23 protein-coding genes are annotated in these 24,968 nt (G+C 61.1%); 10 read left to right on the forward strand and 13 right to left on the reverse strand.

The genetic code is table 11. The features are described 5' to 3' along the window. Positions 1–46: 46 nt before the first annotated feature. A complete protein-coding gene (locus tag BFP96_RS23180) occupies positions 47–1,225 on the forward strand; it encodes an NAD(P)/FAD-dependent oxidoreductase (RefSeq protein ID WP_065937096.1) in 1,179 nt (392 codons plus the stop codon). Positions 1,226–1,459: 234 nt separating this feature from the next. Further along, positions 1,460–3,643 (forward strand): YccS family putative transporter, encoded by a 2,184-nt coding sequence (gene yccS, locus BFP96_RS23185; protein WP_065896301.1) that lies wholly within the window; start codon positions 1,460–1,462, stop codon positions 3,641–3,643. Between the two features lie 95 nt (positions 3,644–3,738). On the opposite strand, the gene BFP96_RS23190 is transcribed toward yccS, so the two are convergent. Further along, positions 3,739–4,476 (reverse strand): substrate-binding periplasmic protein, encoded by a 738-nt coding sequence (locus tag BFP96_RS23190; protein WP_065937087.1) that lies wholly within the window; start codon positions 4,474–4,476, stop codon positions 3,739–3,741. Between the two features lie 200 nt (positions 4,477–4,676). On the opposite strand from BFP96_RS23190, the gene BFP96_RS23195 reads away from it, so the two are divergent. Beyond that, positions 4,677–5,129: a GNAT family N-acetyltransferase gene (locus tag BFP96_RS23195; protein ID WP_065896302.1), complete on the forward strand. Its 453-nt coding sequence runs from the start codon at positions 4,677–4,679 to the stop codon at positions 5,127–5,129. Between the two features lie 103 nt (positions 5,130–5,232). Here the strand turns inward: BFP96_RS23195 and BFP96_RS23200 are convergent, their stop codons facing one another. The 3 genes from BFP96_RS23200 to BFP96_RS23210 are packed head-to-tail and all read right to left on the reverse strand — an operon-like array spanning position 5,233 to position 8,195. Beyond that, positions 5,233–5,529, reverse strand: a complete 297-nt coding sequence (locus BFP96_RS23200; protein ID WP_065885411.1) for a winged helix-turn-helix domain-containing protein — start codon at positions 5,527–5,529, stop codon at positions 5,233–5,235. A 17-nt stretch (positions 5,530–5,546) separates the two neighbouring features. After that, positions 5,547–6,047 (reverse strand): M48 metallopeptidase family protein, encoded by a 501-nt coding sequence (locus tag BFP96_RS23205; protein ID WP_065937088.1) that lies wholly within the window; start codon positions 6,045–6,047, stop codon positions 5,547–5,549. A 42-nt stretch (positions 6,048–6,089) separates the two neighbouring features. Then, a complete protein-coding gene (locus BFP96_RS23210; RefSeq protein WP_065937089.1) occupies positions 6,090–8,195 on the reverse strand; it encodes a putative bifunctional diguanylate cyclase/phosphodiesterase in 2,106 nt (701 codons plus the stop codon). A gap of 312 nt (positions 8,196–8,507) precedes the next feature. Here BFP96_RS23210 and BFP96_RS23215 point away from each other — a divergent pair, with 312 nt between their 5' ends. Then, the gene (locus BFP96_RS23215; protein ID WP_065885408.1) at positions 8,508–9,173 is read left to right on the forward strand and encodes a polysaccharide lyase family 7 protein; all 666 of its coding nucleotides are present in this window, start codon (positions 8,508–8,510) and stop codon (positions 9,171–9,173) included. A 170-nt stretch (positions 9,174–9,343) separates the two neighbouring features. Here the strand turns inward: BFP96_RS23215 and BFP96_RS23220 are convergent, their stop codons facing one another. After that, entirely contained in the window at positions 9,344–10,615 is a 1,272-nt protein-coding gene (locus BFP96_RS23220; protein WP_065937090.1) for a type II toxin-antitoxin system HipA family toxin, read from the reverse strand. Next, positions 10,608–10,859 carry a helix-turn-helix transcriptional regulator gene (locus tag BFP96_RS23225; protein WP_065896306.1) on the reverse strand — a complete coding sequence of 84 codons (252 nt, stop codon included), beginning with the start codon at positions 10,857–10,859 and terminating at the stop codon, positions 10,608–10,610. Before BFP96_RS23225 ends, BFP96_RS23220 begins: the two co-directional genes overlap by 8 nt. Before the next feature lie 587 nt (positions 10,860–11,446). On the opposite strand from BFP96_RS23225, the gene BFP96_RS23230 reads away from it, so the two are divergent. Further along, positions 11,447–11,740 carry a fructose-bisphosphate aldolase gene (locus tag BFP96_RS23230; RefSeq protein ID WP_065937091.1) on the forward strand — a complete coding sequence of 98 codons (294 nt, stop codon included), beginning with the start codon at positions 11,447–11,449 and terminating at the stop codon, positions 11,738–11,740. Between the two features lie 62 nt (positions 11,741–11,802). Here the strand turns inward: BFP96_RS23230 and fba are convergent, their stop codons facing one another. The 6 genes from fba to tkt all read right to left on the reverse strand — a co-directional run bounded on the left by fba (position 11,803) and on the right by tkt (position 18,189). Then, positions 11,803–12,867: a class II fructose-bisphosphate aldolase gene (gene fba, locus BFP96_RS23235; protein WP_003177554.1), complete on the reverse strand. Its 1,065-nt coding sequence runs from the start codon at positions 12,865–12,867 to the stop codon at positions 11,803–11,805. 269 nt (positions 12,868–13,136) lie between these two features. Continuing rightward, positions 13,137–13,469 (reverse strand): MliC family protein, encoded by a 333-nt coding sequence (locus BFP96_RS23240; RefSeq protein ID WP_065937092.1) that lies wholly within the window; start codon positions 13,467–13,469, stop codon positions 13,137–13,139. A gap of 60 nt (positions 13,470–13,529) precedes the next feature. Then, a complete protein-coding gene (locus BFP96_RS23245) occupies positions 13,530–13,757 on the reverse strand; it encodes a hypothetical protein (protein WP_065885404.1) in 228 nt (75 codons plus the stop codon). A gap of 31 nt (positions 13,758–13,788) precedes the next feature. After that, the gene (locus BFP96_RS23250) at positions 13,789–14,952 is read right to left on the reverse strand and encodes a phosphoglycerate kinase (RefSeq protein ID WP_015886293.1); all 1,164 of its coding nucleotides are present in this window, start codon (positions 14,950–14,952) and stop codon (positions 13,789–13,791) included. Positions 14,953–14,969: 17 nt separating this feature from the next. Then, positions 14,970–16,025: an erythrose-4-phosphate dehydrogenase gene (gene epd, locus BFP96_RS23255; protein WP_065885403.1), complete on the reverse strand. Its 1,056-nt coding sequence runs from the start codon at positions 16,023–16,025 to the stop codon at positions 14,970–14,972. Between the two features lie 166 nt (positions 16,026–16,191). Next, entirely contained in the window at positions 16,192–18,189 is a 1,998-nt protein-coding gene (gene tkt, locus BFP96_RS23260) for a transketolase (protein WP_065892430.1), read from the reverse strand. Between the two features lie 259 nt (positions 18,190–18,448). On the opposite strand from tkt, the gene BFP96_RS23265 reads away from it, so the two are divergent. From BFP96_RS23265 to BFP96_RS23280, 4 genes are all read left to right on the forward strand, one after another. Continuing rightward, the gene (locus tag BFP96_RS23265) at positions 18,449–19,444 is read left to right on the forward strand and encodes an ArsR/SmtB family transcription factor (protein WP_065896308.1); all 996 of its coding nucleotides are present in this window, start codon (positions 18,449–18,451) and stop codon (positions 19,442–19,444) included. Between the two features lie 19 nt (positions 19,445–19,463). Continuing rightward, positions 19,464–20,654 (forward strand): methionine adenosyltransferase, encoded by a 1,191-nt coding sequence (gene metK, locus BFP96_RS23270; protein ID WP_065892428.1) that lies wholly within the window; start codon positions 19,464–19,466, stop codon positions 20,652–20,654. A gap of 272 nt (positions 20,655–20,926) precedes the next feature. Then, positions 20,927–22,588, forward strand: a complete 1,662-nt coding sequence (gene ligB, locus BFP96_RS23275) for an NAD-dependent DNA ligase LigB (protein ID WP_065934241.1) — start codon at positions 20,927–20,929, stop codon at positions 22,586–22,588. A gap of 40 nt (positions 22,589–22,628) precedes the next feature. Beyond that, positions 22,629–23,024, forward strand: a complete 396-nt coding sequence (locus BFP96_RS23280) for a DUF1090 domain-containing protein (RefSeq protein WP_065892426.1) — start codon at positions 22,629–22,631, stop codon at positions 23,022–23,024. A 6-nt stretch (positions 23,025–23,030) separates the two neighbouring features. Here the strand turns inward: BFP96_RS23280 and BFP96_RS23285 are convergent, their stop codons facing one another. Then, on the reverse strand, positions 23,031–23,480 hold the full coding sequence (locus tag BFP96_RS23285) for a c-type cytochrome (RefSeq protein ID WP_065937093.1): 450 nt from the start codon (positions 23,478–23,480) through the stop codon (positions 23,031–23,033). 127 nt (positions 23,481–23,607) lie between these two features. On the opposite strand from BFP96_RS23285, the gene BFP96_RS23290 reads away from it, so the two are divergent. After that, positions 23,608–24,801 carry a murein transglycosylase A gene (locus tag BFP96_RS23290; RefSeq protein WP_065937094.1) on the forward strand — a complete coding sequence of 398 codons (1,194 nt, stop codon included), beginning with the start codon at positions 23,608–23,610 and terminating at the stop codon, positions 24,799–24,801. Positions 24,802–24,968 lie beyond the last annotated feature (167 nt).

Raw genomic sequence — 24,968 nt, forward strand, 5'->3', positions numbered from 1 at the left:
CAGTTTTGATTACATTTCAGATGAATATTTGTATGAGGACATGGCTGTGCGCTCGACCGAAGTTGTGATCATTGGCGCCGGCGCCGCAGGCTTGATGTGCGCACTGACCGCCGCCGGGCGCGGGCGCAAGGTGATGCTGATCGACCATGCGAACAAGGCCGGCAAAAAGATCCTGATGTCCGGTGGTGGCCGCTGCAACTTCACCAATCTGTACACCGAGCCGGCCAACTTCCTCTCGCACAACGCGCACTTCTGCAAGTCGGCGCTGGCGCGCTACACCCAGTGGGATTTCATCGGCTTGGTGGCCAAGCACGGCGTGCCGTACCACGAAAAGAAACTCGGCCAGCTGTTCTGCGACAACAAGTCCAGCGATATCCTCGGCATGCTGCTCGATGAATGCATCCAGACCGGCGTGAGCCTGCACCTGGACACCTCCGTCCAGCAAATCGCCAGGCTCGACAGCGGCTATCAGTTGCACACCACCTTGGGCGAGCTGCACTGCGAGTCCCTGGTGATTGCCACCGGCGGCTTGTCGATACCGACCCTGGGCGCCACCGGTTTCGGCTATCAAGTGGCCAGACAGTTCGGCCATGAACTGCTGCCGACCCGCGCGGGATTGGTGCCGTTCACCATCACCGACCAGCTCAAGGACCTGTGCGGCGAGCTGTCCGGCACTTCGGTGGATTGCCTGGTCAGTTGCAACGGCCAGAGCTTTCGCGAGAACCTGCTGTTTACCCATCGCGGCCTGAGCGGGCCGGCGATTTTGCAGATTTCCTCCTACTGGGAACCCGGTGACACCGTGGAGATCAATCTGCTGCCCGACCACGACGCCCACGCGTGGCTGCAACAGCAACAGGCCGAGCGTCCCAACAGCGAGTTGAAGACACTGCTGGGCGAGATTTTCACCAAGAAGATGGCCAACCTGCTGGCGGACACCTGGTTCGCGTCCAAGCCGATGAAGCAGTACACCCATGCCGAAATCGCCGACATCGCCGAGAAGCTCGGCAACTGGCAACTGGTACCGGCGGGCACCGAGGGCTATCGCACGGCCGAGGTGACGCTGGGCGGGGTGGATACGCGGGAAGTGTCGTCCAAGACCATGGAATCCCTGAAAAGCCCCGGGTTGTACTTCATCGGTGAAGTGCTGGATGTGACCGGTCACCTGGGCGGGTTCAATTTCCAGTGGGCCTGGGCTTCGGGCTACGCAGCCGCGCAATATGCCTGAAGGGTGTACTCGGTCAAATGTGGGAGGGGGCTTGCCCCCGATGGCGGTGTATGAGTTTGCACATGCAGTGGCTGACACACTGCTATCGGGGGCAAGCCCCCTCCCACATTGACTGCATTCCACATTGAGAATGGGTGTGCGGGAATAATTTTCTGTTGGATGTGATCACCACCCTTGCCGTGGCGTCCTTGATAGCTCAATTTAGCGACAACGTCCCGGAAGACTCCAGACTTCATGTCATCGACCTCGTTCAAGCAGTCCCTGCGACGCCTGTGGGCACTGGATAAATTCAGCTACAGCATTCGGGTATTCATCGCCCTGACCGGCAGCATGGCGCTGTGCTGGTATCAGGATGAAATGACGCTGCTGATCCCGCTGTTCCTGGGGATTATCGCCAGCGCCCTGGCCGAGACCGATGACAGTTGGCAAGGCCGTCTCAACGCCCTGGCGGTGACGCTGGTGTGTTTCAGCATCGCCGCGCTGTCGGTGGAGCTGCTGTTTCCCTACCCCTGGATTTTCGCGGCCTCCCTGGCCCTGGCCACGTTCGGCCTGACCATGCTCGGCGCGCTCGGCGAACGCTATGGCGCGATTGCCTCGGCCACGTTGATCCTGTCGGTCTACACCATGATCGGCGTGGACCAGCGCGGCGGTGCCGTCAGTGATTTCTGGCACGAGCCGCTGCTGCTGGTGGCGGGCGCGGCCTGGTACGGCGTGCTGTCGGTGCTGTGGCAGGCGCTGTTTTCCAACCAGCCGGTGCAGCAGAGCCTGGCGCGGTTGTTCCGCGAGCTGGGACGTTACCTGAAGCTCAAATCTGCGTTGTTCGAGCCGATCCGCCAACTGGATGTGGAAGCACGCCGCCTGGAACTGGCCCAGCAGAATGGCCGCGTGGTCGCGGCGTTGAACGCGGCCAAGGAAATCATCCTGCACCGCGTCGGCAATGGCCGGCCGGGCTCGAAGGTCAGCCGCTACCTGAAGCTGTACTTTCTGGCCCAGGACATCCACGAGCGTGCCAGTTCGTCCCACTACCCGTATAACGCACTGGCCGACGCGTTCTTCCACAGTGACGTGTTGTTCCGCTGCCAACGCCTGCTGCGCCAGCAGGGCAAGGCCTGCCAGGCCCTGGCCGAGTCGATCCAACTGCGCCAGCCGTTCATTTATGACGACAGCTTTGCCGAAGCCCTGGGCGATTTGAATGCCTCCCTGGAACACCTGCGCATCCAGAGCAACCCGGCCTGGCGCGGTTTGCTGCGCTCGTTGCGCGCCCTGGCCGCCAACCTGTCGACCCTCGACCGCCTGCTCGGCGACGCAAGCAACCCCGACGCCCTGGCCGACGCCACCGACAGCAACCTGCTGGACCGTGCCCCACGCAACCTCAAGGAAATGTGGACGCGCCTGCGCACCCAGCTCACGCCCACCTCGCTGCTGTTTCGCCACGCCTTGCGCCTGTCCCTGGCATTGACCGTCGGCTACGCCACCCTGCATGCCATCCATGCCTCCCAGGGTTACTGGATCATCCTCACCACGCTGTTTGTTTGCCAACCGAACTACGGGGCGACGCGCCGCAAGCTCGGCCAGCGGATCATCGGCACCGCCATCGGCCTGACCGTGGCCTGGGCGCTGTTCGACCTGTTCCCAAACCCGGTGGTGCAATCGATGTTCGCCATCGCCGCCGGCCTGGTGTTCTTTATCAACCGCACCACGCGCTACACCCTGGCCACGGCGGCGATCACCCTGATGGTGCTGTTCTGTTTCAACCAGGTGGGCGATGGCTACGGACTGTTCCTGCCACGCCTGTTCGATACCTTGCTCGGCAGCCTGATCGCGGGCCTGGCGGTGTTCCTGTTCCTGCCGGACTGGCAAGGCAGGCGCCTGAACAAAGTGCTGGCCAACACCCTGACCTGCAACAGCATTTACCTGCGCCAGATCATGCAGCAGTACGCCGCCGGCAAGAGCGACGACCTGGCTTACCGCCTGGCCCGTCGCAACGCGCACAACGCCGATGCGGCGCTGTCCACCACCCTGGCGAATATGCTGATGGAGCCTGGGCACTTTCGTAAGGAGGCCGACGTCGGCTTCCGCTTCCTGGTGCTCTCGCACACGCTGCTCAGCTATTTGTCGGGCCTTGGCGCGCACCGCGATACCCAACTGCCGGCCGACGTGCGCGAACAGTTGATCGCAGGCGCGGGCAACAGCCTGGCAGCGAGCATTGATGAGATCGCCACGGGGCTGGCGAACAAACAGCCGATTGCGATCCAGAGCGATGATGAGGAAGCACTGGCCGCGCAGCTTGAGCAGATGCCGGATGAGATCGATGAGGGCCAGCGGCTGGTGCAGACGCAGTTGGCGTTGATTTGTCGGCAGTTGGGGCCGTTGCGTACGTTGGCGGCGCACTTGATCAAGGATACCAGCGCGGCTTAGGCCGCTATCGGGGGCAAGCCCCCTCCCACATTTGACGGTGTTCACAAATCAAAAGTGTGGGAGGGGGCTTGCCCCCGATGAGGCCTGCACAGACGCTACATCCCATGGGCCTTCATCAACTTCGCATAACTGCCATCCGCCTTCATCCTGGCGATCTCCCGATCAAAGCCGGCAACGATCTGCGCATGCTCGGGGTTCTTCAGGCTGACCAGGATATGCAGGCTGTTCTCGCTCAGCGGCTCGCCCACGAACTCCACGGCGCTGCGCACCCTGGGCGACTCGCGCGCCAGGTAGTAACGCGCCACGAACTCATCCTCCAGGGTCAGGCGCACACGTTTTGCCGCCAGCATCCGCACGGCCATGGCAAAGTTATGCACCGGCACTTTCTGTAGCAGCGCATCCTGGTCGAACGCCGCCGAATAGGCATAACCACGCACCACGGCGATGCTTTCGCCGTGCAACTGTTGCAGGTCCTGATAATCGACAGGGTCGTCGCGGCGCTTGATAAAGCGCACGCGGTTGACCAGATATTGCGCGGAAAACTCACCCAACTGCGTGCGCTCATCGTTGTACCAGGCGTTGATCAGCACATCGTAGCGCCCATCGCCTATGCCCTTGAGCGCGCGCGCCCAAGGCACCTGCTCAAAATCACTCGCGTACCCGGCCCGAGCCAGCGCGGTGCTGACAATATCCGTAGCCAGCCCGCCGTTGATCAGGGTGACATCGGTAAACGGCGGCCAACCGTCCGCCACCAGGCGCAAACGCTGCGCCAATACCGGTTGAGCCAGCAACAACACTGCAATCAAAGCAACGGCACGAGACAATCGCGGCATGCTTAAAATCCTTGGCGGGCAGGCGATGGCCTGATAACAGTAGCTCATCAATGAGCCTGCATTGGTTATTGCACAAAGAAGTCAGGCACGCATGCACTGAATGATGGCAAATTGACGCCATTCACAAAAATGACCGGCTTTGGACAGCAGCGCCAGTCGCACTTACTATCCCTGCCAAGCCTTTGACAAGAGCGCACCTCATGACGGTCGATTGGATCTGCAGACATCACGACGATCTGGGCAAGGAACAGCTGTACGCCATCCTGCGCCTGCGCGGCGAAGTGTTCGTGGTTGAGCAACAGTGTGTTTACCAGGACATCGACGGGCAGGACCTGTCCGGCGATACCCACCACCTGATGGCCTGGAAAGCGGATGAGCTGGTGGCCTACCTGCGGCTGCTCGACCCGGAGTCACAGGGCGGCGATGTGGTGATTGGCCGGGTGATCGTCGCGCCGTCGGCGCGGGGCACCGGGCTGGGGCATTTGATGATGGAAGAGACCCTCAAGCAGATCGAGGAGATCTGGCCCGAGACACCGATCTTCCTGTCCGCCCAGGCGCATTTGCAGGGGTATTACGGGCGGTATGGGTTTGTGGTGGAGGGTGAGGAATATCTGGAGGACGATATTCCACATATTGGTATGCGCCGGGCTTGAGGGCCTCATCGGGGGCAAGCCCCCTCCCACACTTGATGTGTGAATACATTCAAATGTGGGAGGGGGCTTGCCCCCGATAGCGCCAGCCCAGACACCGCATCACTCAGGGATAACCCAACACCCGCTTGACCGCCGCAAGATTGGCCTCGATCCACCCCCGATCAATCGCCCCCCACTCACGAATCCGATAACCCCCGGCGTGATTGCGCGCACCCTCTTCCTGCTCGAACTCACACACGATATCCAGGTCGGCCAACGCCGCAATCGTGTCCTGCGCCGTGCGCCGCGGCATACCGGTCACTTCAGTCAGCGCCGGGACGCTGCTGGCCAGCCCGCTGTCGATCAGGTACGCCACATACAGGCGACGGTAAAAGCTGCTCTTGGTCTTGCTCACATCCATGGTCAATCGCCTTGTAATTAGGGCTTGCCCTGCAAATCGCGCCAGGTGAGGTACACCCGCAGGTCGAATTCCACCTGATGGTAGCCCGGCATCATGTGTTCACAGAGTTTATAGAACGCCTTGTTGTGGTCCGACTCCTTGAAGTGCGCCAGTTCGTGCACCACGATCATGCGCAGAAACTCGGGGGCCGCCTCCTTGAACAGCGAGGCGATGCGGATCTCTTTCTTGGACTTGAGATTGCCGCCCTGCACCCGGGAAATCGTGGTGTGCAAACCCAGGGCGCGGTGGGTCAGGTCCAGGCGGTTATCGAACAGCACCTTGTCGATCGACGGTGCATTGCGCAGGTGTTCCTGCTTCAAGGCCAGGGCGTAGCTGTACAGGGCCTTGTCGCTCTGCACGGCGTGGCGCTCGGGGTAACGCTGCTCCAGGTAGGCGCCCAACTGGTCCTTGGCGATCAATTGGCGCACTTGTTCCTGAAGGGCGGCGGGATAGGCCTGAAGGTATTTCAACGCGGTCATGGGGGCTGCAATGTGATTCGGACGGCCGCCAGTGTAGCGAATTCACAGCGCGTGAGGGTGCGACCAACCGACGACGTCCTCGGCCATCAGCGGTGCCGCCGCCCAGGTGCCCTGGATCAATGAACACCCGTTGGCCTTGAGCCACTGCGCCTGTTCGAGGGTCTGCACGCCTTCAGCGATCACCAGCACCTCAAAATGCCCGCACAGCTCGATGATGCTGCGCGCCATTGCGGCATCCCGCGCGGAGCCTGGCAATCGGGCCACCAATTGCGGGTCAAGCTTGAGGGTGTCGAACGCCAGGTCGCGCAGGTGGGCCAGGGAACAGCGACCCGCGCCAAAGTCATCCAGGGCGATACGCACCCCCAGCTCACGCAACAAGGTGAGCTGCTTGGTCGATTCCTCAAGGTTGCTCATCAGGCAGTCTTCACTGATTTCCACCTCCAGTTGCCGCCCCTGCAAACCGTGCCGTTCGAGGACCTGCCGCAGTTGGCCGACCAGGTTGGGCGTATTGAACTGACTGCTGCTCAGGCTCACGCTCAACACCAGCTCATCATCGAAAGACGCTTGCCAGACCTGGCGCTGGGCAGCGACCTGCTGGTAAATCCAGCTGCTCAACTGGCTGATCAGCCGCGCCTCTTCCAGCAGCGGCAGGAACAACCCCGGCGGCACGTCACCGACACTCGGGTGCTGCCAGCGCAGCAACGCCTCGACACCCCGCAAGCGCCCATCCACCAGCGACACCTGGGGCTGGTACACCAGGACGAAATCCTTGTTTTGAATCGCGGTGCGCACACTGTCTTCAAGCATCAGGCGCGAGCGGGCTCGACCGTTCATTTCATGGTCGTAATAGCGATATTGCTGACGGCCGGCGCGCTTGGCTTCGTACATGGCGATGTCCGCCGCGCGCAGCAGGCCGCTCAGGTCCGAGCCGCAGTCCGGGAAGGTCGCGATACCGATGCTGACGCCGAGCATCACCTCCAAACCGTCGACCTGCTGGCACACCGACACCCGCTCGATCAGTTTTTCCGCAATCTTCGCCGCCTGCTCCGGGAATTCCAGCTCCAGCAATGCCGTGAACTCATCCCCGCCCATGCGCCCAAGAATGTCGTAGGAGCGCAGGCACGCCTGCATCTGCTCGGACACCCAGCGCAGCACGCGATCGCCGGCGTCGTGGCCCAGGGTGTCGTTGACGCGCTTGAAGCCATCCAGGTCCAGGTACAGCAGCACCAGCGACTGCTCATTGCGCTCGCTGCGCGACAACATGCTCTCCACCGTCTGGTGGAAGCCCCGACGATTGAGCAGCCCGGTCAACGGGTCGGTCACCGCCTGGAACTCCAACTGCTGGTGCAGGTGGCGCACCTCGGACATGTCCAGCACCGTCACCACCATTGCCTTCTGCTCTGCGGGCAAGGGTGCGCAGGACAACGCCACCGGCACCTGTTGACCGCGACTGGTGCGCAAAATAGCGTCGTGCAAGCGCCACGTTTCGCCTTTGCAATACGCCTCGTACATCGGGAACCCCAGCCAGGCCGGCACATGGGGCTTTTGCAGGAAACTCAGGAAACTCTCGCCCTGCAACTCGGCCATCGTGGCATTGAGCAGCCTGGAGATAGCCGGGTTGGCGTACTGGATCACGCTGCCCTCGCCCACCACCAGAATCCCTTCGGCGGCGTTGTCCAATACCGAGGCATTGAAGGCGCGGGCGGCCTCCAGGTCATGGCTCAACCGCTGCAGCTCACGGCGATTACGCTGATGTTCCAGCAGTGCCTGTACCTTGGGCTTGAGAATATGTGGGTCGAAGGGTTTGAACAGGTAGTCGATCGCACCGCTGGCGTAGCCCTGGAGCACCGCGTCGGGGGACTGGGCATTGGCCGAGAGAAAGATGATCGGCGTCATGCTCGTGCGCTGGCTGCCGCGCATCAGACGGGCCACCTCGAAGCCATCCATACCGGGCATCCGCACGTCCAGCAACACCAGGTCGACGTCATGCACCAGCAGCAATTCCAGGGCCTGCAAACCGGAAGTCGCGGTAATCACTTGCCAGTCTTCACGCTGTAACACGGCACGCATGCTGACGAGATTTTCCGGGTAGTCATCGACCACCAGGAGAACTGAACTACCGTCGCCGAGGTTTGAAGCGCAATCCATGCTACGTCTCTTCCTTAAGGAACTGCACCGGTCACTTCGGGTATTCAAAACCGGACAAATAATGAGGCCTCACTCTAGCCCCGGGAATATAAAAGCAGAAGTAACGTCGGTGCCATCATCGCGCCAAACCCCGGGAAGCCGACTAACGGTAAGGCGCTGCAGCCCGCGTACCATGGGCAACATGGCTTTTTGGCATTCCTCTGACGCCAATAAATTGCCAGCCAGCGTTTAACAAGTGGGTTAACACCACCTATAAAGAACCTGTGCAGCCCTCGGGCTAAAGCGTTCACCCCTCGTCAAAAGGCCAACACCATGATCGACCTTTCCACCTGGAACCTGAGCATTCCGGTCGGCTCCCCGCCCACGACCATCGAAACCCCGAAGCTGCTCAGCGGCTTCAATGACCAGTACTTCCAGGCCGAAGGCAGCGATGTGCAGTTCTGGACGCCCGTCACCGGCACCCGCACCGAAAACGCCATCTACCCGCGCAGCGAACTGCGCGAAACCTACGCCGACGGGCGCCTGCGCAACTGGACCTACCCCGAGGCCGACAACTTCCTGCGCGCCACGCTCACCGTCAACCAGGTGCCGTCCAGCGGCAAGGTCGTGATCGGCCAGATCCATGCCTATGACAGCCAGAAACCCCTGATCAAGCTGGAGTACCAATTCAAGGAAAAAACCCAGACCGGCAACATCGTCGCCAAAGTGCGCATGCGCCCGGATGAATCCGAAAGCAGGGTCATCACGGTCGCCTCCAACGTGCCCCTGGAGAAGAGCTTTACCTATGTGATCAACCTCAACAAGGCCGGATTGCTCAGCGTGAACGCGGCCGACAGCGAGTGGAATGATCGCATCGGCGCGGCCTGGGGCGACAAGCCGCTGTACTTCAAGGCGGGGGTGTATGTGCAGGACAACAGTGGGGACAGCAAGGAAGGCGCACGGGTGACGTTTGCCAAGTTGGATATTGATCACGAGTAAAACGGATCGGCCCAGCGTATGCAGGCAAGGTCCGATAAACCCAGGGACCGTTCCCAGGCCTTGAAGCCACTGCAGTCCACCTGTGGGAGGGGGCTTGCCCCCGATGGCGGTGGGCCAGTCACCCACTCCGTTTGCTGACACACCGCAATCGTGCGGGTTTTCCACAAGCCTTAATGCAAAGGCTTTACCACCGGCTTGCGTCGCATACCCGATGCCACCGAGTCGTGTAACGCCATCGCACGGCCCGCGTCCCACTCCTTGCGCATTGTGGAAAAAAGCTCAACATCAACTCGCGTCTGATGGGCGCCAAGCGCCTCGGACATCGCGTCTGCAATACGCTCGATGATCACGCCTGGGGCTGCTACACCGCAGTGCTTGCGACCAAACTCAATCAGTTGCTGACGGTCAGGGTACGCCTTGGTTTTGTTCATCTTGATTGCCAACGTGCGATCAACCAATGCCTGGCCGGATTTCGGATTGTAGTGTTCATAGGCCGTGGTGGTTGTGACATCGAACACAGGCGCCAACTGCGCGGTTTCGGGGGAGCCCGGATGGGTATAGAGCACGCCGAAATTTTTCAGATGGGCATCGCCGTTGCGCACCATGACCGACAGGCAAATCATAGAGAAAAAACGTTCGAGCTCACGCAACACATCGCCCTGGCCGCAAACCTCGCGGATCACCGCGGCGAGCGTTTCGTAACTTTGGGAATATTTGTAGTTGTCGTGAGGATCCTTGTTCAATCCCAGCAATACAGCCATGTCCTCAAAGCCCAACCTGCCGGACGGTGTCAGATCAAAGCGCTCCATGACAAAAAGATCACCACTGTCGGAGAGCCAGAAACGCGGCGTTTCCAAGCCGCAAAGGCGAGCTGCTTCTAAACAGAGGAATTCGTTTTGCGCCAGGTGGGCATATTCATCTGCGCCGGATTTTACAATCAGGTCAGAGCTGAGCATGGTTTTGCGGTTGCTTTTGAGCTTGTCCAGATCAGGCACCAGCACCTTGGGCTGCACTCCCGAAATACCTGATTCAAAATAGGTGTCTACCAGGAAATCGAACACACCCTGCGAGCCCTGTGCTGACAATATCTCCTGCAATCCCACCTGAGCTTTAACAGGGACCGATGCTTCTACAGGATTCTCATAACTCAGCCGACCAATCTGGTTACCTCCAATGATCGACAGCAGGCGCATTTCGTCCACCTGCATATGCTTGGCCATGCGGCGCTTGATTTGATCAGCCAGAAAACCTTCGGGCACATTCATATCGAAAATTGGATGCAGAACATTACTGACCGTAGGCGTCGGGTCGTAAGGCATGACCAATGACACCTCACGAGACGCCTCGGCCGACGCATAGGCGAAGGAAAACTGCGACCCCTTGGACAGTTCACCCGCATTGCCTTGAGGTGTGGCAATGTTAAGCCGCTTGATTTTACTCATCGTGCTCTACCAGCTCGGCAAGGGATTTGAGATCGATTCGCCGGTCAACCACTTCCAATGCCATTCCCAACGCCATAATCACCCTGAAGGCGGTGTACATGGCAACGTTTTCCCCTGCTTCCAGGTCGATGATGGTTTTACGGCTGCACCGCGCTTTTTCCGCGAGTTGCTGCTGACTGTAGTGCTTCGCCCGGCGCAATTGCCTGATCCGCTCGCCAAAAGCCGGGGGAGTAGTGATGAGCAAAATGTCACCTATACAGAACTTTTAATGAAATTAATCTGATTATGTCCGTTATAACGGACATTTCAATCACCATACGTCTGATGCAATTGCCGACGAGCGTCTGCTCACGAGTAACGGATTGGCCTCAATGCGAGTAGGCCATGTCCGATGAGCGCGAGGATAAGTCCAGACGCTTGAATACCCTGTGGGAGGGGGCTTGCCCCCGATAGCGGTGGGCCAGCCGCCGACTGTGCATGCTGACACTCCGCAATCGGGGGCAAGCCCCCTCCCACAGTTGTCCTGCCTGGCCTGAGAGGCCGGTGTTCGTCCTACAGTACCGTTGCGGCCAGACAGATGGCCGCTTATAGTTCGCTCCGTCGCTGGCATTGATCGGCGACAGGGTTTCGCAGCCCTACAGAGTTAATTCCGCATCCGTCAAAACAGCCCAGGCTCCCAGCCGAAGGTCGTCTTTGTTATGGCGGCTGTGCGTGGGAGACCTTCGGGTCTGCCGGGTCTTAACTCCTCGGTCTGCGAACCCGCGTACAGCTGCCACCCAATTTGTTTCGCAGCAAACGGTGGCTATTCTTCTTTCGAGTTAAGGATTTGCCATGAACAACCAACTTCCGCCCCGCCGTTTTTATCCCTGCACTGAGTCCGCGACCGATTCGCCCGTTCTCTTGATAGACAGCAACGCCCCACTGCTGGACCTCCACGCCTGCCTGCGCGAACGCCTCAACGCCGCCCTCGAACACCTCAACCTCATGGCTTGCTCCAGCCTGCCGGACTTCGCCGAGCGCGACCTGAACCATGTGGCCAATACGGCGCGCATTCTGTTGCAGGATGTCAGTGATGTGTTCCGCGTGATTGAACAGCGTGGCTTCGATACGCCCCACGCCGCCTGATCAAACCCAAGGCAAAAAAAAGCCCGCATCGCTGCGGGCTTCCTTAGTTAAACGCTTAAGACTCAGTTCACCTTAGCGTTCAACTCACCCTTCAAATACCGCTGATACATAGCCTCCAAAGAAATCGGCTTGATCTTCGAAGCATTACCGGCGGTACCAAATGCTTCATAACGCGCGATACACACATCACGCATCGCGGTCACGGTCGCACCGAAGAATTTACGCGGGTCGAATTCGCTCGGGTTGGTGGCCATCAGGCGACGCATCGCACCGGTGGAGGCCAGGCGCAGGTCGGTGTCGATGTTGACCTTGCGCACGCCGTACTTGATGCCTTCGACGATTTCTTCAACCGGTACGCCGTAGGTTTCCTTGATGTCGCCGCCGTACTGGTTGATGATCGCCAGCCACTCTTGCGGTACCGAGGAAGAGCCGTGCATCACAAGGTGGGTGTTGGGGATGCGTTTGTGGATTTCCTTGATGCGGTCGATGGCCAGTACGTCGCCGGTCGGTGGCTTGGTGAACTTGTAGGCGCCGTGGCTGGTGCCGATGGCGATGGCCAGGGCGTCGACCTGGGTCTTCTTGACGAAGTCCGCAGCCTCTTCCGGGTCGGTCAGCATCTGGCTGTGATCGAGCACGCCTTCGGCGCCGATGCCGTCTTCTTCACCGGCCATGCCGGTTTCCAGGGAGCCCAGGCAGCCCAGTTCGCCTTCTACCGACACGCCGCAGGCATGAGCCATGGCCACGGTTTGCTGGGTCACGCGTACGTTGTACTCGTAATCGGTCGGGGTCTTGCCGTCCTCGCCCAGGGAGCCGTCCATCATCACCGAGCTGAAGCCCAGTTGGATGGAGCGCTGGCACACGTCAGGGCTGGTGCCGTGGTCCTGGTGCATGCACACCGGGATGTGCGGGAATTCTTCAATGGCGGCAAGGATCAGGTGGCGCAGGAACGGCGCGCCGGCGTATTTGCGGGCACCGGCCGAAGCCTGGACGATCACGGGGGAGTCGGTCTTGTCAGCGGCTTCCATGATGGCGCGCATCTGCTCAAGGTTGTTGACGTTAAAGGCTGGAACGCCGTAGCCGAACTCGGCTGCGTGGTCCAGCATTTGACGCATGCTGATAAGTGCCATTGTGTTGTCTCTCCCGATCGAGGGTCGTTAATCGTGCAAGCCTGCCGTAGCGGCGGCTGCTATTCAAGTTATTGCAGATCAAGGGGTTGAGCTTGAGCTGCTGAATCGTTATTGCTGGTGTAGCCGACTCAAATTCCAAGTTGAAACCGAATCAATGTGGGAGGGGGCTTGCTCCCGATAGCGGTCAGTCTGACACCCAAGTGCTGACTGACACACCGCAATCGGGGGCAAGCCCCCTCCCACATTTGGATCTCATCTCATGACAGATCTCAGTTGGCCTTGCAGCCGCGCCCAATCAAATCATCCGTGGCCACCCAATACACCAGGCCTTCCTCACCCTTGGTGTGAAAGGCCAGCTGGCCGTCGCTGTACAGCGCGCCCGATGCCGCCACGTCCTGCTTGAGGCGGTAAACCTGATCCGAACCACCGAGACGTACATCCACCTCGCTGCGGTCCTGATTGACAAAGCGCCAGTTGACCTCAGCCTTGCTGTCGCAAGTCCAGGTGGTCCACTTGTCTACAGGCTCTGCCTTGTCGAACATGCTCATGCTGCTGCAACCGGCCAACAAGGCCAGGGTTGCCAGGGCGAAAACGCCTTTCATTGCCAATCCTCGCAGGGCGACCAGAGGCCGCCGTTGCTGTGGGTTAGTGGATCAGACCCGTCATGGGCAACCCTGTTCCTGACCGTTGGGCGCGGAGTCGTATTTCTCCAGCCGTTCGTTGCCGATGCGCTTGTTGATCACCGGCATGGTCTCGGCTTGCCAGTCAGCCTGGTAGCAGCTTTTTTTAAGCGGTGCCGAGGCCTTTTCCGCCTCGGGCGCCGCACTCGGCGTGCTGCCGCAGCCGGCCAACAGGCCCGCTGCGATCACCAGTGCCAACGACTTGATCATGGGAACGCTCCTTTTCCTGATCACGCGCGCCTTAACCCTTGGCCCGGGTTTCCAGCACTTCCACGGCCGGCAGTACCTTGCCCTCGACGAATTCAAGGAACGCACCGCCACCAGTAGAAATGTAGGAGATCTGATCAGCAACGCCATATTTATCGATGGCCGCCAGGGTGTCACCGCCGCCGGCGATGGAAAATGCGGAGCTTTCAGCAATGGCTTTGGCCAATACTTTGGTGCCATTGCCGAATTGGTCGAATTCGAAGACGCCGACCGGGCCATTCCACAGGATGGTCTGGGAAGCTTTCAACAGTTCAGCGAAGTTGGCTGCGGTTTGCGGGCCGATGTCCAGGATCATGTCGTCGTCGGCCACGTCAGCGATCAGCTTGACGGTCGCTTCGGCGCTTTCAGCGAATTCCTTGGCGACCACCACGTCCACCGGCAGCGGCACGCTGACTTTGGCGGCGATGGCGCGGGCGGTGTCCAGCAGGTCCGGCTCGTACAGGGACTTGCCCACCGGGTGACCCGCTGCAGCCAGGAAGGTGTTGGCGATGCCGCCGCCGACGATCAACTGGTTGCAGATCTGGCTGAGGCTGTTGAGCACGTCCAGCTTGGTGGAGACCTTGGAACCCGCGACGATGGCGGCCATCGGTTGTGCCGGAGCGCCCAGGGCCTTGCCCAACGCATCCAGCTCAGCCGCCAGCAGCGGGCCGGCCGCGGCGACCTTGGCGAACTTGGCCACGCCGTGGGTCGAACCTTCGGCGCGGTGGGCGGTGCCAAAGGCGTCCATCACGAACACGTCGCACAATGCTGCGTACTGCTGGGCCAGTTCGTCGCTGTTCTTTTTCTCGCCCTTGTTGAAGCGCACGTTTTCGAACAGCACGATGTCGCCGGCTTTCACGTCCACGCCACCCAGGTAATCTGCGACCAACGGCACGTCACGGCCCAGGGCCTTGCTCAGGTACTCGGCGACCGGCTTGAGGCTGTTTTCGGCGGAAAACTCGCCTTCGGTCGGACGGCCCAGGTGGGAGCAGACCATCACGGCCGCGCCTTTTTCCAGGGCCAGCTTGATGGTCGGCAGCGAGGCCAGGATTCGCGCATCGCTGGTGACAACACCGTCCTTGACTGGGACGTTGAGGTCTTCGCGAATCAGTACGCGCTTACCTTGCAGATCGAGGTCGGTCATCTTCAACACGGTCATGGGTCGCAGTTCCTGAGTTACTGTTGAGGTTGTTTAGCGGCGATGTGCAGATAGTGTTCTGCCACATCAAGCATGCGGTTGGCAAAGCCCCATTCGTTGTCGAACCAGGCCAGGATGTTCACCAGCCTCGGGCCGGAAACGCGGGTCTGGCTGGCATCGACAATGGCCGAATGCGGGTCATGGTTGAAATCACAACTGGCGTGCGGCAACTCGGTGTAGGCCAGCAGGCCTTTGAGCGGGCCGCGGGTGGCGGCGTCGCGCAGGATCCGGTTGACCTCCGTCGCATCGGTGTCGCTGACGGTTTGCAGGGTGATGTCCAGGCAAGACACATTCACCGTCGGCACCCGTACGGCTTTGGCCTGGATTCGTCCGGCAAGTTCCGGCAACAGTCGCTCGATGCCGCGGGCCAGGCCGGTGGACACCGGAATCACCGACTGGAATGCCGAGCGCGTGCGGCGCAGGTCTTCATGATGATAGGCGTCGATCACCGGCTGGTCGTTCATCGCCGAGTGAATCGTGGTGATCGACACGTAATCGATGCCGATCGCCTGATCCAGCAGGCGCAACAACGGCACGCTGCAGTTGGTGGTGCACGAGGCATTGGACACCAGCAGCTCAGCGCCGGTCAGGCAATCCTGGTTGATGCCGTAGACGATGGTGGCGTCCACGTCGGCCTCGCTGGCCATCGGCTGGGAAAACAGCACGCGCGGTGCGCCGGCGTCGAGAAAACGCTGGCCGTCGGCACGGGTGTTATAGACACCGGAACATTCCAGCACCAGGTCGACGCCCAGTGCTTTCCAGTCGATGCCTTCAGGGGTGGCGCTGCGCAAGACCTGCACGCAGCTGCCATTAATATGCAGACAATCACCTTCGATCCGCACTTCGCCGGGGAAACGGCCGTGGGTGGAGTCAAAGCGTGTCAAGTATTCGATGCTGGCCATGTCGGCCAGATCGTTGATCGCGACAATTTCAAACCCGGCCGCCGCCCCTCGTTCGAACAGCGCACGCAAGACGCAACGACCAATGCGGCCGTAGCCGTTGAGTGCAACTTTGTAGGGACGCGGTTGGGGCATGGGGTTCTCGCATTGTGGGCGACACAAACTGTAGGAGCGAGCTTGCTCGCGAAGAACTTGAGAGCGCCGCGTTAAACCAGAAACGCTGCGTTATCGTTGACGATCTTCGCGAGCAAGCTCGCTCCTACAGTAGAGGCGGTGGCCAGTGGGCCACCGCGTTAGCGCCTTAGTCTTCCAGCAGTTCTTCAGCCTGACCCAGAATGTTTTCCAGGGTGAAACCGAACTCTTCGAACAAGGCTGGCGCCGGCGCCGACTCACCGTAGGTGGTCATGCCGATCACGCGGCCTTCCAGGCCCACGTACTTGTACCAGTAGTCAGCGTGGGCCGCTTCGACAGCGATACGCGCGCTGACCTGCAACGGCAGTACCGATTGCTTGTAGCCGGCGTCCTGGGCTTCGAACACGCTGGTGCACGGCATGGACACAACGCGAACGTTGCGACCTTGCGCGGTCAGCTTGTCGTAGGCCTGGACGGTCAGGCCCACTTCGGAACCGGTGGAGATCAGGATCAGTTCCGGCTCGCCGATGCAGTCCTTGAGCACATAACCACCACGGCTGATGTCGGCGATCTGCGCGTCGGTCCGCACCTGGTGCTGCAGGTTCTGACGCGAGAAGATCAGCGCCGAAGGGCCGTCCTTGCGCTCGATGGCGTGCTTCCAGGCCACGGCGGATTCCACCGCGTCGGCGGGGCGCCAGCAATCCAGGTTCGGCGTGGTGCGCAGGCTGGTCAGTTGCTCGACCGGCTGGTGCGTCGGGCCGTCTTCACCCAGGCCGATGGAGTCGTGGGTGTACACATGGATCACACGCTTCTTCATCAGCGCGGCCATGCGTACGGCGTTACGCGCGTATTCCATGAACATCAGGAAGGTCGCGCCGTAAGGCACCAGGCCACCGTGCAGGGACACGCCGTTCATGATGGCGCTCATGCCGAACTCACGCACGCCGTAGTACATGTAGTTACCGCTGGCGTCTTCAGCCGACACGCCTTTGCAGCCTTTCCACAGGGTCAGGTTAGAGCCGGCCAGGTCGGCCGAACCGCCAAGGAACTCCGGCAGCAACGGACCGAAGGCGTTCAGGGTGTTCTGGCTGGCTTTACGGCTGGCGATGGTCTCGCCCTTGGCCGCGACTTCGGCGATGTAGGCCGAGGCTTTTTCCGAGAAGTCGGCAGGCAGGTCACCGGCCAGGCGGCGTACCAGTTCATTGGCCAGCTCCGGGAATTCGGCGGAGTAGGCAGCGAAACGCTGGTCCCACTCGGCTTCGGCGGCCAGGCCTTTTTCTTTGGCATCCCATTCGGCGTAGATATCAGCCGGGATTTCAAACGGGCCGTGGGTCCACTTCAGCGCTTCACGGGTCAGGGCGATTTCCGCGTCACCCAGTGGGGCGCCGTGGCAGTCTTCCTTGCCTTGCTTGTTCGGCGAACCGAAACCGATGGTGGTCTTGCAGCAGATCAGGGTCGGCTGCGCGCTCTTGCGGGCGGTGTCGATGGCGATCTTGATTTCTTCCGGATCGTGGCCGTCGACGTTGCGGATTACCTGCCAGTTGTAGGCTTCGAAACGCTTGGGGGTGTCATCGGTGAACCAGCCTTCGACTTCGCCGTCGATGGAGATGCCGTTGTCATCGTAGAAGGCAATCAGCTTGCCCAGGCCCAGCGTGCCGGCCAGGGAGGCGACTTCGTGGGAAATGCCTTCCATCATGCAGCCATCACCCAGGAACACATAGGTGTGGTGGTCGACGATGTCATGGCCGGGGCGGTTGAACTGCGCGCCCAGGACTTTTTCCGCCAGCGCGAAGCCGACAGCGTTGGCCAGGCCCTGGCCCAGGGGACCGGTGGTGGTCTCGACGCCTGGGGTGTAGCCGAATTCCGGGTGGCCGGGGGTGCGGCTGTGCAGTTGACGGAAGCTTTTCAAGTCGTCGATGGTGACGTCATAGCCGGTCAGGTGCAGCAGCGAATAGATCAACATCGAGCCGTGGCCGTTGGACAGCACGAAGCGGTCACGGTCGGCGAACGACGGGTTGCTCGGGTTGTGTTTCAGGTAGTCACGCCAAAGTACCTCGGCGATATCCGCCATGCCCATCGGGGCACCGGGATGGCCGCTGTTGGCTTTTTGCACGGCATCCATGCTGAGGGCACGAATGGCGTTGGCACGCTCACGACGGCTGGGCATCGCTGATCTCCTGGGGGCTTGAATAAGGAAACGGAAAAAAGGACCGGCATTTTCCCTCAGCCACCGCCTGCGGGCAATGACAGATAGTCACTTGAGCAGGTTTTTCCCGCGGTTTGCGCGCCGATCCCTTGCACAATTGCGCTGCGGGTTCGTCTAAAGGCAATAGCGGCTGCTTATAACCGCCACTTATCGATCAATATCAAAACTTTTTGATATTGGCCTTGCGGCGAGTACCACCCGTCTCTAGACTGCTGGCCTTATGAACCTACCCGTGCCCTCCCTGCTTCCCGCCGACAGCGATGAACTGGCAGCTCTTTGCAAGGCTGCGGGTGATCCGTTGCGCTTGAACGTATTGCGCGCACTGGCCAATGATTCATTCGGGGTACTGGAACTGGCGCAGATCTTCGCCATCGGCCAGTCCGGCATGAGCCATCATTTGAAGGTACTGGCCCAGGCCGACCTGGTGGCCACTCGCCGCGAAGGCAATGCGATTTTTTACCGCCGCGCCCTGCCCCACACCGAGTTGCTCGGCGGCAAATTGCACGCGGCGCTGCTCGAAGAAGTCGACAACCTGGGCCTGCCCGGCGCTGTGCAAGCGCGGATCGCCCAGGTGCATGGGCAACGTGCTGCCGCCAGCCAGGACTTTTTCTCCCGGGTCGCCGACAAGTTTCGCGCCCAGCAGGACCTGATCGCCGGCTTGCCCCAGTACCGCGAAAGCGTACTGGCGCTGTTGGACAAGCTGAGCTTCAGTGATAAGGCCACGGCCTTGGAAGTGGGCCCTGGCGACGGCGGTTTTCTGCCGGACCTGGCGCGACGCTTCGGGCAGGTGACGGCACTGGACAACAGCCCGGCGATGCTCGAACTGGCCCGCCAGTTGTGTGAGCGCGAAGCGTTGGCCAATGTCAGCCTGCAACTGGCCGATGCCCTGAGTGACACCCGCCTGCAGGCCGATTGCGTGGTGCTGAACATGGTCTTGCACCATTTCGCCGCCCCGGCCGATGCGCTCAGGCAAATGGCCGGGCTGTTGCACCCCGGCGGTAGCCTGCTGGTGACGGATTTATGCAGCCACAACCAGAATTGGGCCAAGGAGGCCTGCGGTGATCTCTGGCTGGGTTTTGAACAGGACGATCTGGCCCGTTGGGCCACCGCTGCGGGACTCGTTCCCGGGGAAAGCCTCTATGTAGGTTTACGTAATGGTTTCCAGATTCAGGTCCGCCATTTTCAGCGACCGGCTGGCGACACTCACCATCGGTAAATATCAGGAAAACATCGAGATGAGCGAATACTCCCTTTTCACCTCCGAGTCCGTGTCTGAAGGGCATCCGGACAAAATCGCCGACCAGATTTCTGACGCGGTGCTGGACGCCATCATTGCTGAAGACAAGTTCGCCCGTGTGGCGTGCGAGACTCTGGTGAAAACGGGCGTGGCGATCATCGCCGGCGAAGTCACCACTACGGCCTGGGTCGACCTGGAACAGATCGTGCGAGACGTGATCACCGACATCGGCTACACCAGCTCCGATGTGGGCTTTGACGGCGCGACCTGCGGCGTGATGAACATCATCGGCAAGCAGTCCCCCGACATCAACCAGGGCGTCGACCGCGCCAAGCCTGAAGATCAGGGCGCCGGCGACCAGGGCCTGATGTTCGGCTACGCCAGCAATGAAACCGACGTGCTGATGCCTGCGCCTATCACCTTCTCCCACCAGTTGGTGCAGCGCCAGGCCGAAGCGCGCAAATCCGGGCTGTTGCCATGGCTGCGCCCGGACGCCAAGTCCCAGGTCACCTGCCGCTACGACGGCGGCAAAGTGGTCGGTATCGACGCCGTCGTACTGTCCACCCAGCACAACCCGGACGTTTCCTACAAAGACCTGCGCGAAGGCGTGATGGAGCTGATCGTCAAGCACGTGCTGCCGGCCGAACTGCTCACCAAGGACACCCAGTTCCATATCAACCCGACCGGCCAGTTCATCATTGGTGGCCCGGTGGGCGACTGCGGCCTGACCGGTCGCAAGATCATCGTCGACAGCTACGGCGGCATGGCCCGCCACGGCGGTGGCGCGTTTTCGGGCAAAGACCCGTCCAAGGTTGACCGTTCCGCCGCCTACGCCGGTCGCTACGTGGCCAAGAACATCGTCGCCGCAGGCCTGGCCGAGCGTTGCGAGATCCAGGTGTCCTACGCCATTGGCGTAGCCCAGCCGACGTCTATCTCGCTGAATACCTTCGGTACCGGCAAGATCAGCGATGACAAGATCGTCAAGTTGGTGCGTGAGATTTTCGACCTGCGCCCTTACGCGATCACCACCATGCTCGACCTGCTGCACCCGATGTACAAGGAAACCGCAGCCTACGGCCACTTCGGCCGTACCCCTGCGCAGAAGACGGTCGGCGACGACACCTTCACCACCTTCACCTGGGAAAAAACCGACCGCGCCAACGACCTGCGGACCGCTGCCGGCCTGTAATCGCTCGCGGCCGCCAAAGCCCCGCCGGGTTCGACCGGCGGGGCTTTTTTGTTTCTCAAAGGTTGCAACAAAATCGTTGAAACCACGGCCGAAGTCGACGCGGGCCAGCAAAAGCGCGGCGCCGAGACGGATAACAACGACGCGCCGCACGCGTGGGGCGGCCTGTTCACCCAAGCAGAAACACCCGGTAAAAAGCCCCGCTCGGTCGGGGCTTTTTTGTGGCCGTGCCGATCACTTAGGCTGAGCACCCTTTCCGAGCAAGGATGCTCACGATGCGTCTGTTGATGATTTTCCTGATCAGCTTTCTAGCGTGCCGGGCCTGGGCCGAAGACTGCCCCGATGATGTCCGAGCGCAAATCGACACGTTGGCCAGGCAGGTCAGCCAATGGGATGACGCCTACCACCGACAGGGTCAATCCCCCATCAGCGATGAACTGTACGACCAGGCCCGGCGTCGCCTGGCCCATTGGCGCAAATGCGCGCTGCAACCCACACCCAGGGCTGACAATCCGCTGGCAAGCGCTCGTGGCACAGTCCGCCACCCGGTCGCCCATACCGGTCTGGAGAAGTTGTTGGACGCATCCGAAGTGGGTGATTGGCTCAGCACCCGACAGGACGTCTGGATTCAACCCAAGGTCGACGGCGTCGCCGTGACCCTGGTGTATCGCAAAGGCCGCTTGCACCAACTCATCAGCCGCGGCGACGGCCTGCTCGGTCACGATTGGTCAGCTGGCGCCCGCAGAATCCCGGGTATCGTCCAGCAACTGTCGGAGCCGGTCGATGCGGTACTGCAAGGCGAGCTCTACTGGCGCCTCGACGACCACGTACAGTCCGCACAGGGCGGGCTCAACGCGCGCAGTAAAGTGGCTGGCTTGATGAACCGACGGCAATTGAGCGACACCGAGGCAGGCGGGATCGGGCTGTTCGTGTGGGCCTGGCCCGAGGGCCCGGCCAGCTTCACCGAGCGCCTGGCCACGCTGGCGCGGTGGGGGTTTACCGACAGCCAGCGGTATAGCCAGTCCATCGCCAGCATCAGCGATGCCGCGCGTTGGCGTCTGCATTGGTACAACCATCCGCTGCCGTTCGCCAGCGATGGCGTGGTGTTGCATCAGGCGGCGCGCGCGCCGGCCAAACGCTGGAAAGCCAGCGCACCCTACTGGGCCGTGGCCTGGAAGTACCCGGTGAGCAAGGCGTTGGCGCTGGTGCGCAAGGTGCAGTTCAGGATCGGGCGTACCGGGCGTATCACACCGATTCTCGAACTGGACCCCGTGTGGCTGGATGATCGGCAAATCAGGCGGGTCAGCGCAGGCTCGCTGAAAAACTGGCAGAACCTGGACATCCGTCCCGGCGACCAGGTGTCCATCAGCCTGGCCGGCCAGGTCATTCCCCGGCTCGACGAGGTGGTCCTGCGCAACAAGACCCGGGTGGAAGTGCCGGTGCCCGATACTCGCGACTTTCATGCCTTGAGTTGCTGGCAACTGGACCCTGGTTGCGAGGAGCAACTGCTCTCGCGCCTCACCTGGCTGAGCAGCAACCAGGGCCTGGCCTTGCCCCATATGGGGCGTGAGACCTGGAACGTATTGATCCAGGCCGGTCTAATCGCAGGCTTTCTCGATTGGTTGACCCTGGATGCGGCAGAGCTTGCTAACATTGATGGCTTCGGCGAACGCACCCGTACGCGGGTGCTCGACAGTATTCACAGCGCCCGCAAACGGCCTTTTGCACAATGGCTCAAAGCATTGGGGGTGCCGCCCGCGGCGCGCAACAACCTGCAGGGCGACTGGCATACGCTGGTCGCCAAAGACACCCAAGCCTGGCTGGCCTCTGACGGCATCGGCCCGGGACGCGCAGCGCAACTGAGCGCTTTTTTCCGCGACCCGCAGGTACAGGCATTGGCTGAAATATTACATGGCGCCGGCATAGACGGTTTTTGAAACCGGCCCGGCCCTCTGATTGCTACCTTGGAGCCCTTATATGAAATTTCTTGCCCCTCTTGCGTTACTCACCTTTGCAAGCTTCACGACCACGCCGCTGCTGGCCGCCGACGAAGCCCCCCAACTGACAGGCTGCGCCGCCAAGCGCCAAGCCATCAGTACCCAGATCGAACAGGCCAAGGCCCATGGCAACAGCGCCCAACAGGCCGGGCTGGAAAAAGCCCTGAGCGAGGTCACCGCCAACTGCACTGACGCATCGCTGAAGAAAGAGCGCGAAAACAAGGTGCTCGATGCCAAGCACGAAGTCAGCCGCCGTCAAGCCGACCTCGACAAGGCCATGAAAAAAGGCGATGCGGACAAGATCAACAAGCGCAAGGACAAGCTCGCCGAATCGCGCAAAGAGTTGCAGGATGCGGTGGAAGAACTCGACCAGTAAAACCGGTCAATGGTCCCGGAACTGCTTATGGCAAGCGCTGCAGGCATCTTCGACTTTCTGCACCGCAGGTTGAAGGCTGCCGGCCTTATAGGGCTGGACCTGGCTTGCGGTCACCAATTCACCGGTGGCCGCTTCAAGGTCACGAGCCAGTTGCTGGAATTGCGCCTGCTTTTGCCACACTTCGTCCCTGGCACTGGTGTGGTCGTCTTCACGTACGCTCGGGAAATGCTGCCAGGGTTCATGGGCCAACACGTCCAACTTGACCGCGCCGTCGGCAAACCGGGCGCCGTCGAACGGGATACGCCCGCGCAACATGCCACCCAGGTCTTCGCTGGTCTTGAGCATCTGCTTGAAGATCGCCTTGCGCTGGCCCAGGGGCGAATTGGGGTCAACACCGCCGCAGGCGGACAAGGCCAGGCAGGCCAGCACTACAACCGTCATATGTTTAAAAGTCATGGTGGCTCAGGCTCACGGAAAACGGCGGCCAGTATCCCCGCCTCGTCCGCAAAGACCAATAGCCCTATTAATAATAAGGGTTGCCCAACGCGATAAAGCCCGGGCAATCGCTTCAGGAATTACGTGCATGAATGACAATTGGAAACCCTGGAGCCGCCTGGCGTGGGCTCTGCCGATGATCGCGCTGCTGGCCGGCTGCGACCTGGGCAAGGACGCGGGCAAAGAACCCGCCAAAGAAGAAGCCGCCAAACCCCATGCCGTCGCCACTTACGTGAGCGCACCGTGGGAGGCGCTGCCGTCCGTTTCCGACAGCGATCTGCTGGCAGGTTTCGAATCCTGGCGCAGTGCCTGCCAGCGCCTCAAGGCCGACCCGGTCTGGGGGGCGACTTGCGCAGCCGCAGCCGGCGTGCCGGGCGATGCCGTGGCGGTTCGCGGGTTCCTCAAGGAGCGCCTGGATGTATTTGGCCTGCGTTCAGCCGACAACACGCCGAACGGCCTGATCACCGGCTACTACGAGCCGGTCTACCCCGGCAGCCTCACCGAAACCGCCACCGCCCATGTGCCGGTGTATGGCGTGCCGGACGACCTGATTATCGTCAACCTGGAAGCCATCTACCCGGAACTCAAGGGCAAACGCCTGCGCGGTCGCCTGGAGGGCCGCGTGCTCAAGCCATATGACGATGCCGGCACCCTCAACGGCCAAGGCTCGAGCGCCAAGCCGATCGCCTGGCTGACCGACCCGATGGACCTGCAGTTCCTGCAGATCCAGGGCTCCGGGCGTATTCAACTGGCCGATGGTCGTCAACTGCGCGTGGGTTATGCCGACCAGAACGGCTATCCCTATCGCCCTATCGGTCGCTGGCTGGTCGAGCAGGGCGAGCTGAAAAAGGAAGACGTGAGCATGGCCGCCATCAGCGCCTGGGCCAAGGCGCACCCGCAACGCATCCCCGAACTGCTGGCGAGCAACCCCAGCTACGTGTTCTTCAGCGCCCGCCCCGACAGCAATGAAGGGCCGCGCGGCTCGCTGAACGTGCCCTTGACGGCGGGATACAGCGTAGCGGTTGACCGCAAGGTGATTCCGCTGGGGAGCCTGTTGTGGCTGTCCACCACCAAACCCGACGGCTCACCGATCGCCAGACCCGTCGCAGCCCAAGACACCGGCGGCGCCATCACCGGAGAAGTACGCGCAGATTTGTTCTGGGGCACAGGCGAAGCAGCAGGCGAGTTGGCGGGGAACATGAAGCAGCAGGGACAGATCTGGATGCTATGGCCCAAGGGTACGCCGCTGCCGCACGTGCCGGATGCCCCCGCGGGCACCTGACAGCCATAGGTATCGACACAACGCGGTAGCACCCAACGCTAACCACGATGCGAAGCGAGTCGCCCTTGATCTGGCTTTTGATCTTGATCTTAGGCGCCCCGTTAAACCACGCTGGCCGAACGCAGGCTTGAATCCGTGGGCAACCCGGCAGGACGCCGGGTTAGCCG

The organism is Pseudomonas sp. 34 E 7, assembly GCF_900005715.1.
GTDB classification, from domain to species: domain Bacteria; phylum Pseudomonadota; class Gammaproteobacteria; order Pseudomonadales; family Pseudomonadaceae; genus Aquipseudomonas; species Aquipseudomonas orientalis_A.

What these genes read in the sequence shown, in the direction of transcription:
- yccS (WP_065896301.1), top strand. Translation starts at nt 1,460, where the DNA reads ATGTCATCGACCTCGTTCAAGCAGTCCCTGCGACGCCTGTGGGCACTG.
- BFP96_RS23190 (WP_065937087.1), bottom strand. Translation starts at nt 4,476, where the DNA reads ATGCCGCGATTGTCTCGTGCCGTTGCTTTGATTGCAGTGTTGTTGCTG.
- BFP96_RS23195 (WP_065896302.1), top strand. Translation starts at nt 4,677, where the DNA reads ATGACGGTCGATTGGATCTGCAGACATCACGACGATCTGGGCAAGGAA.
- BFP96_RS23200 (WP_065885411.1), bottom strand. Translation starts at nt 5,529, where the DNA reads ATGGATGTGAGCAAGACCAAGAGCAGCTTTTACCGTCGCCTGTATGTG.
- BFP96_RS23205 (WP_065937088.1), bottom strand. Translation starts at nt 6,047, where the DNA reads ATGACCGCGTTGAAATACCTTCAGGCCTATCCCGCCGCCCTTCAGGAA.
- BFP96_RS23210 (WP_065937089.1), bottom strand. Translation starts at nt 8,195, where the DNA reads ATGGATTGCGCTTCAAACCTCGGCGACGGTAGTTCAGTTCTCCTGGTG.
- BFP96_RS23215 (WP_065885408.1), top strand. Translation starts at nt 8,508, where the DNA reads ATGATCGACCTTTCCACCTGGAACCTGAGCATTCCGGTCGGCTCCCCG.
- BFP96_RS23220 (WP_065937090.1), bottom strand. Translation starts at nt 10,615, where the DNA reads ATGAGTAAAATCAAGCGGCTTAACATTGCCACACCTCAAGGCAATGCG.
- BFP96_RS23230 (WP_065937091.1), top strand. Translation starts at nt 11,447, where the DNA reads ATGAACAACCAACTTCCGCCCCGCCGTTTTTATCCCTGCACTGAGTCC.
- fba (WP_003177554.1), bottom strand. Translation starts at nt 12,867, where the DNA reads ATGGCACTTATCAGCATGCGTCAAATGCTGGACCACGCAGCCGAGTTC.
- BFP96_RS23240 (WP_065937092.1), bottom strand. Translation starts at nt 13,469, where the DNA reads ATGAAAGGCGTTTTCGCCCTGGCAACCCTGGCCTTGTTGGCCGGTTGC.
- BFP96_RS23245 (WP_065885404.1), bottom strand. Translation starts at nt 13,757, where the DNA reads ATGATCAAGTCGTTGGCACTGGTGATCGCAGCGGGCCTGTTGGCCGGC.
- BFP96_RS23250 (WP_015886293.1), bottom strand. Translation starts at nt 14,952, where the DNA reads ATGACCGTGTTGAAGATGACCGACCTCGATCTGCAAGGTAAGCGCGTA.
- epd (WP_065885403.1), bottom strand. Translation starts at nt 16,025, where the DNA reads ATGCCCCAACCGCGTCCCTACAAAGTTGCACTCAACGGCTACGGCCGC.
- tkt (WP_065892430.1), bottom strand. Translation starts at nt 18,189, where the DNA reads ATGCCCAGCCGTCGTGAGCGTGCCAACGCCATTCGTGCCCTCAGCATG.
- BFP96_RS23265 (WP_065896308.1), top strand. Translation starts at nt 18,449, where the DNA reads ATGAACCTACCCGTGCCCTCCCTGCTTCCCGCCGACAGCGATGAACTG.
- metK (WP_065892428.1), top strand. Translation starts at nt 19,464, where the DNA reads ATGAGCGAATACTCCCTTTTCACCTCCGAGTCCGTGTCTGAAGGGCAT.
- ligB (WP_065934241.1), top strand. Translation starts at nt 20,927, where the DNA reads ATGCGTCTGTTGATGATTTTCCTGATCAGCTTTCTAGCGTGCCGGGCC.
- BFP96_RS23280 (WP_065892426.1), top strand. Translation starts at nt 22,629, where the DNA reads ATGAAATTTCTTGCCCCTCTTGCGTTACTCACCTTTGCAAGCTTCACG.
- BFP96_RS23285 (WP_065937093.1), bottom strand. Translation starts at nt 23,480, where the DNA reads ATGACTTTTAAACATATGACGGTTGTAGTGCTGGCCTGCCTGGCCTTG.
- BFP96_RS23290 (WP_065937094.1), top strand. Translation starts at nt 23,608, where the DNA reads ATGAATGACAATTGGAAACCCTGGAGCCGCCTGGCGTGGGCTCTGCCG.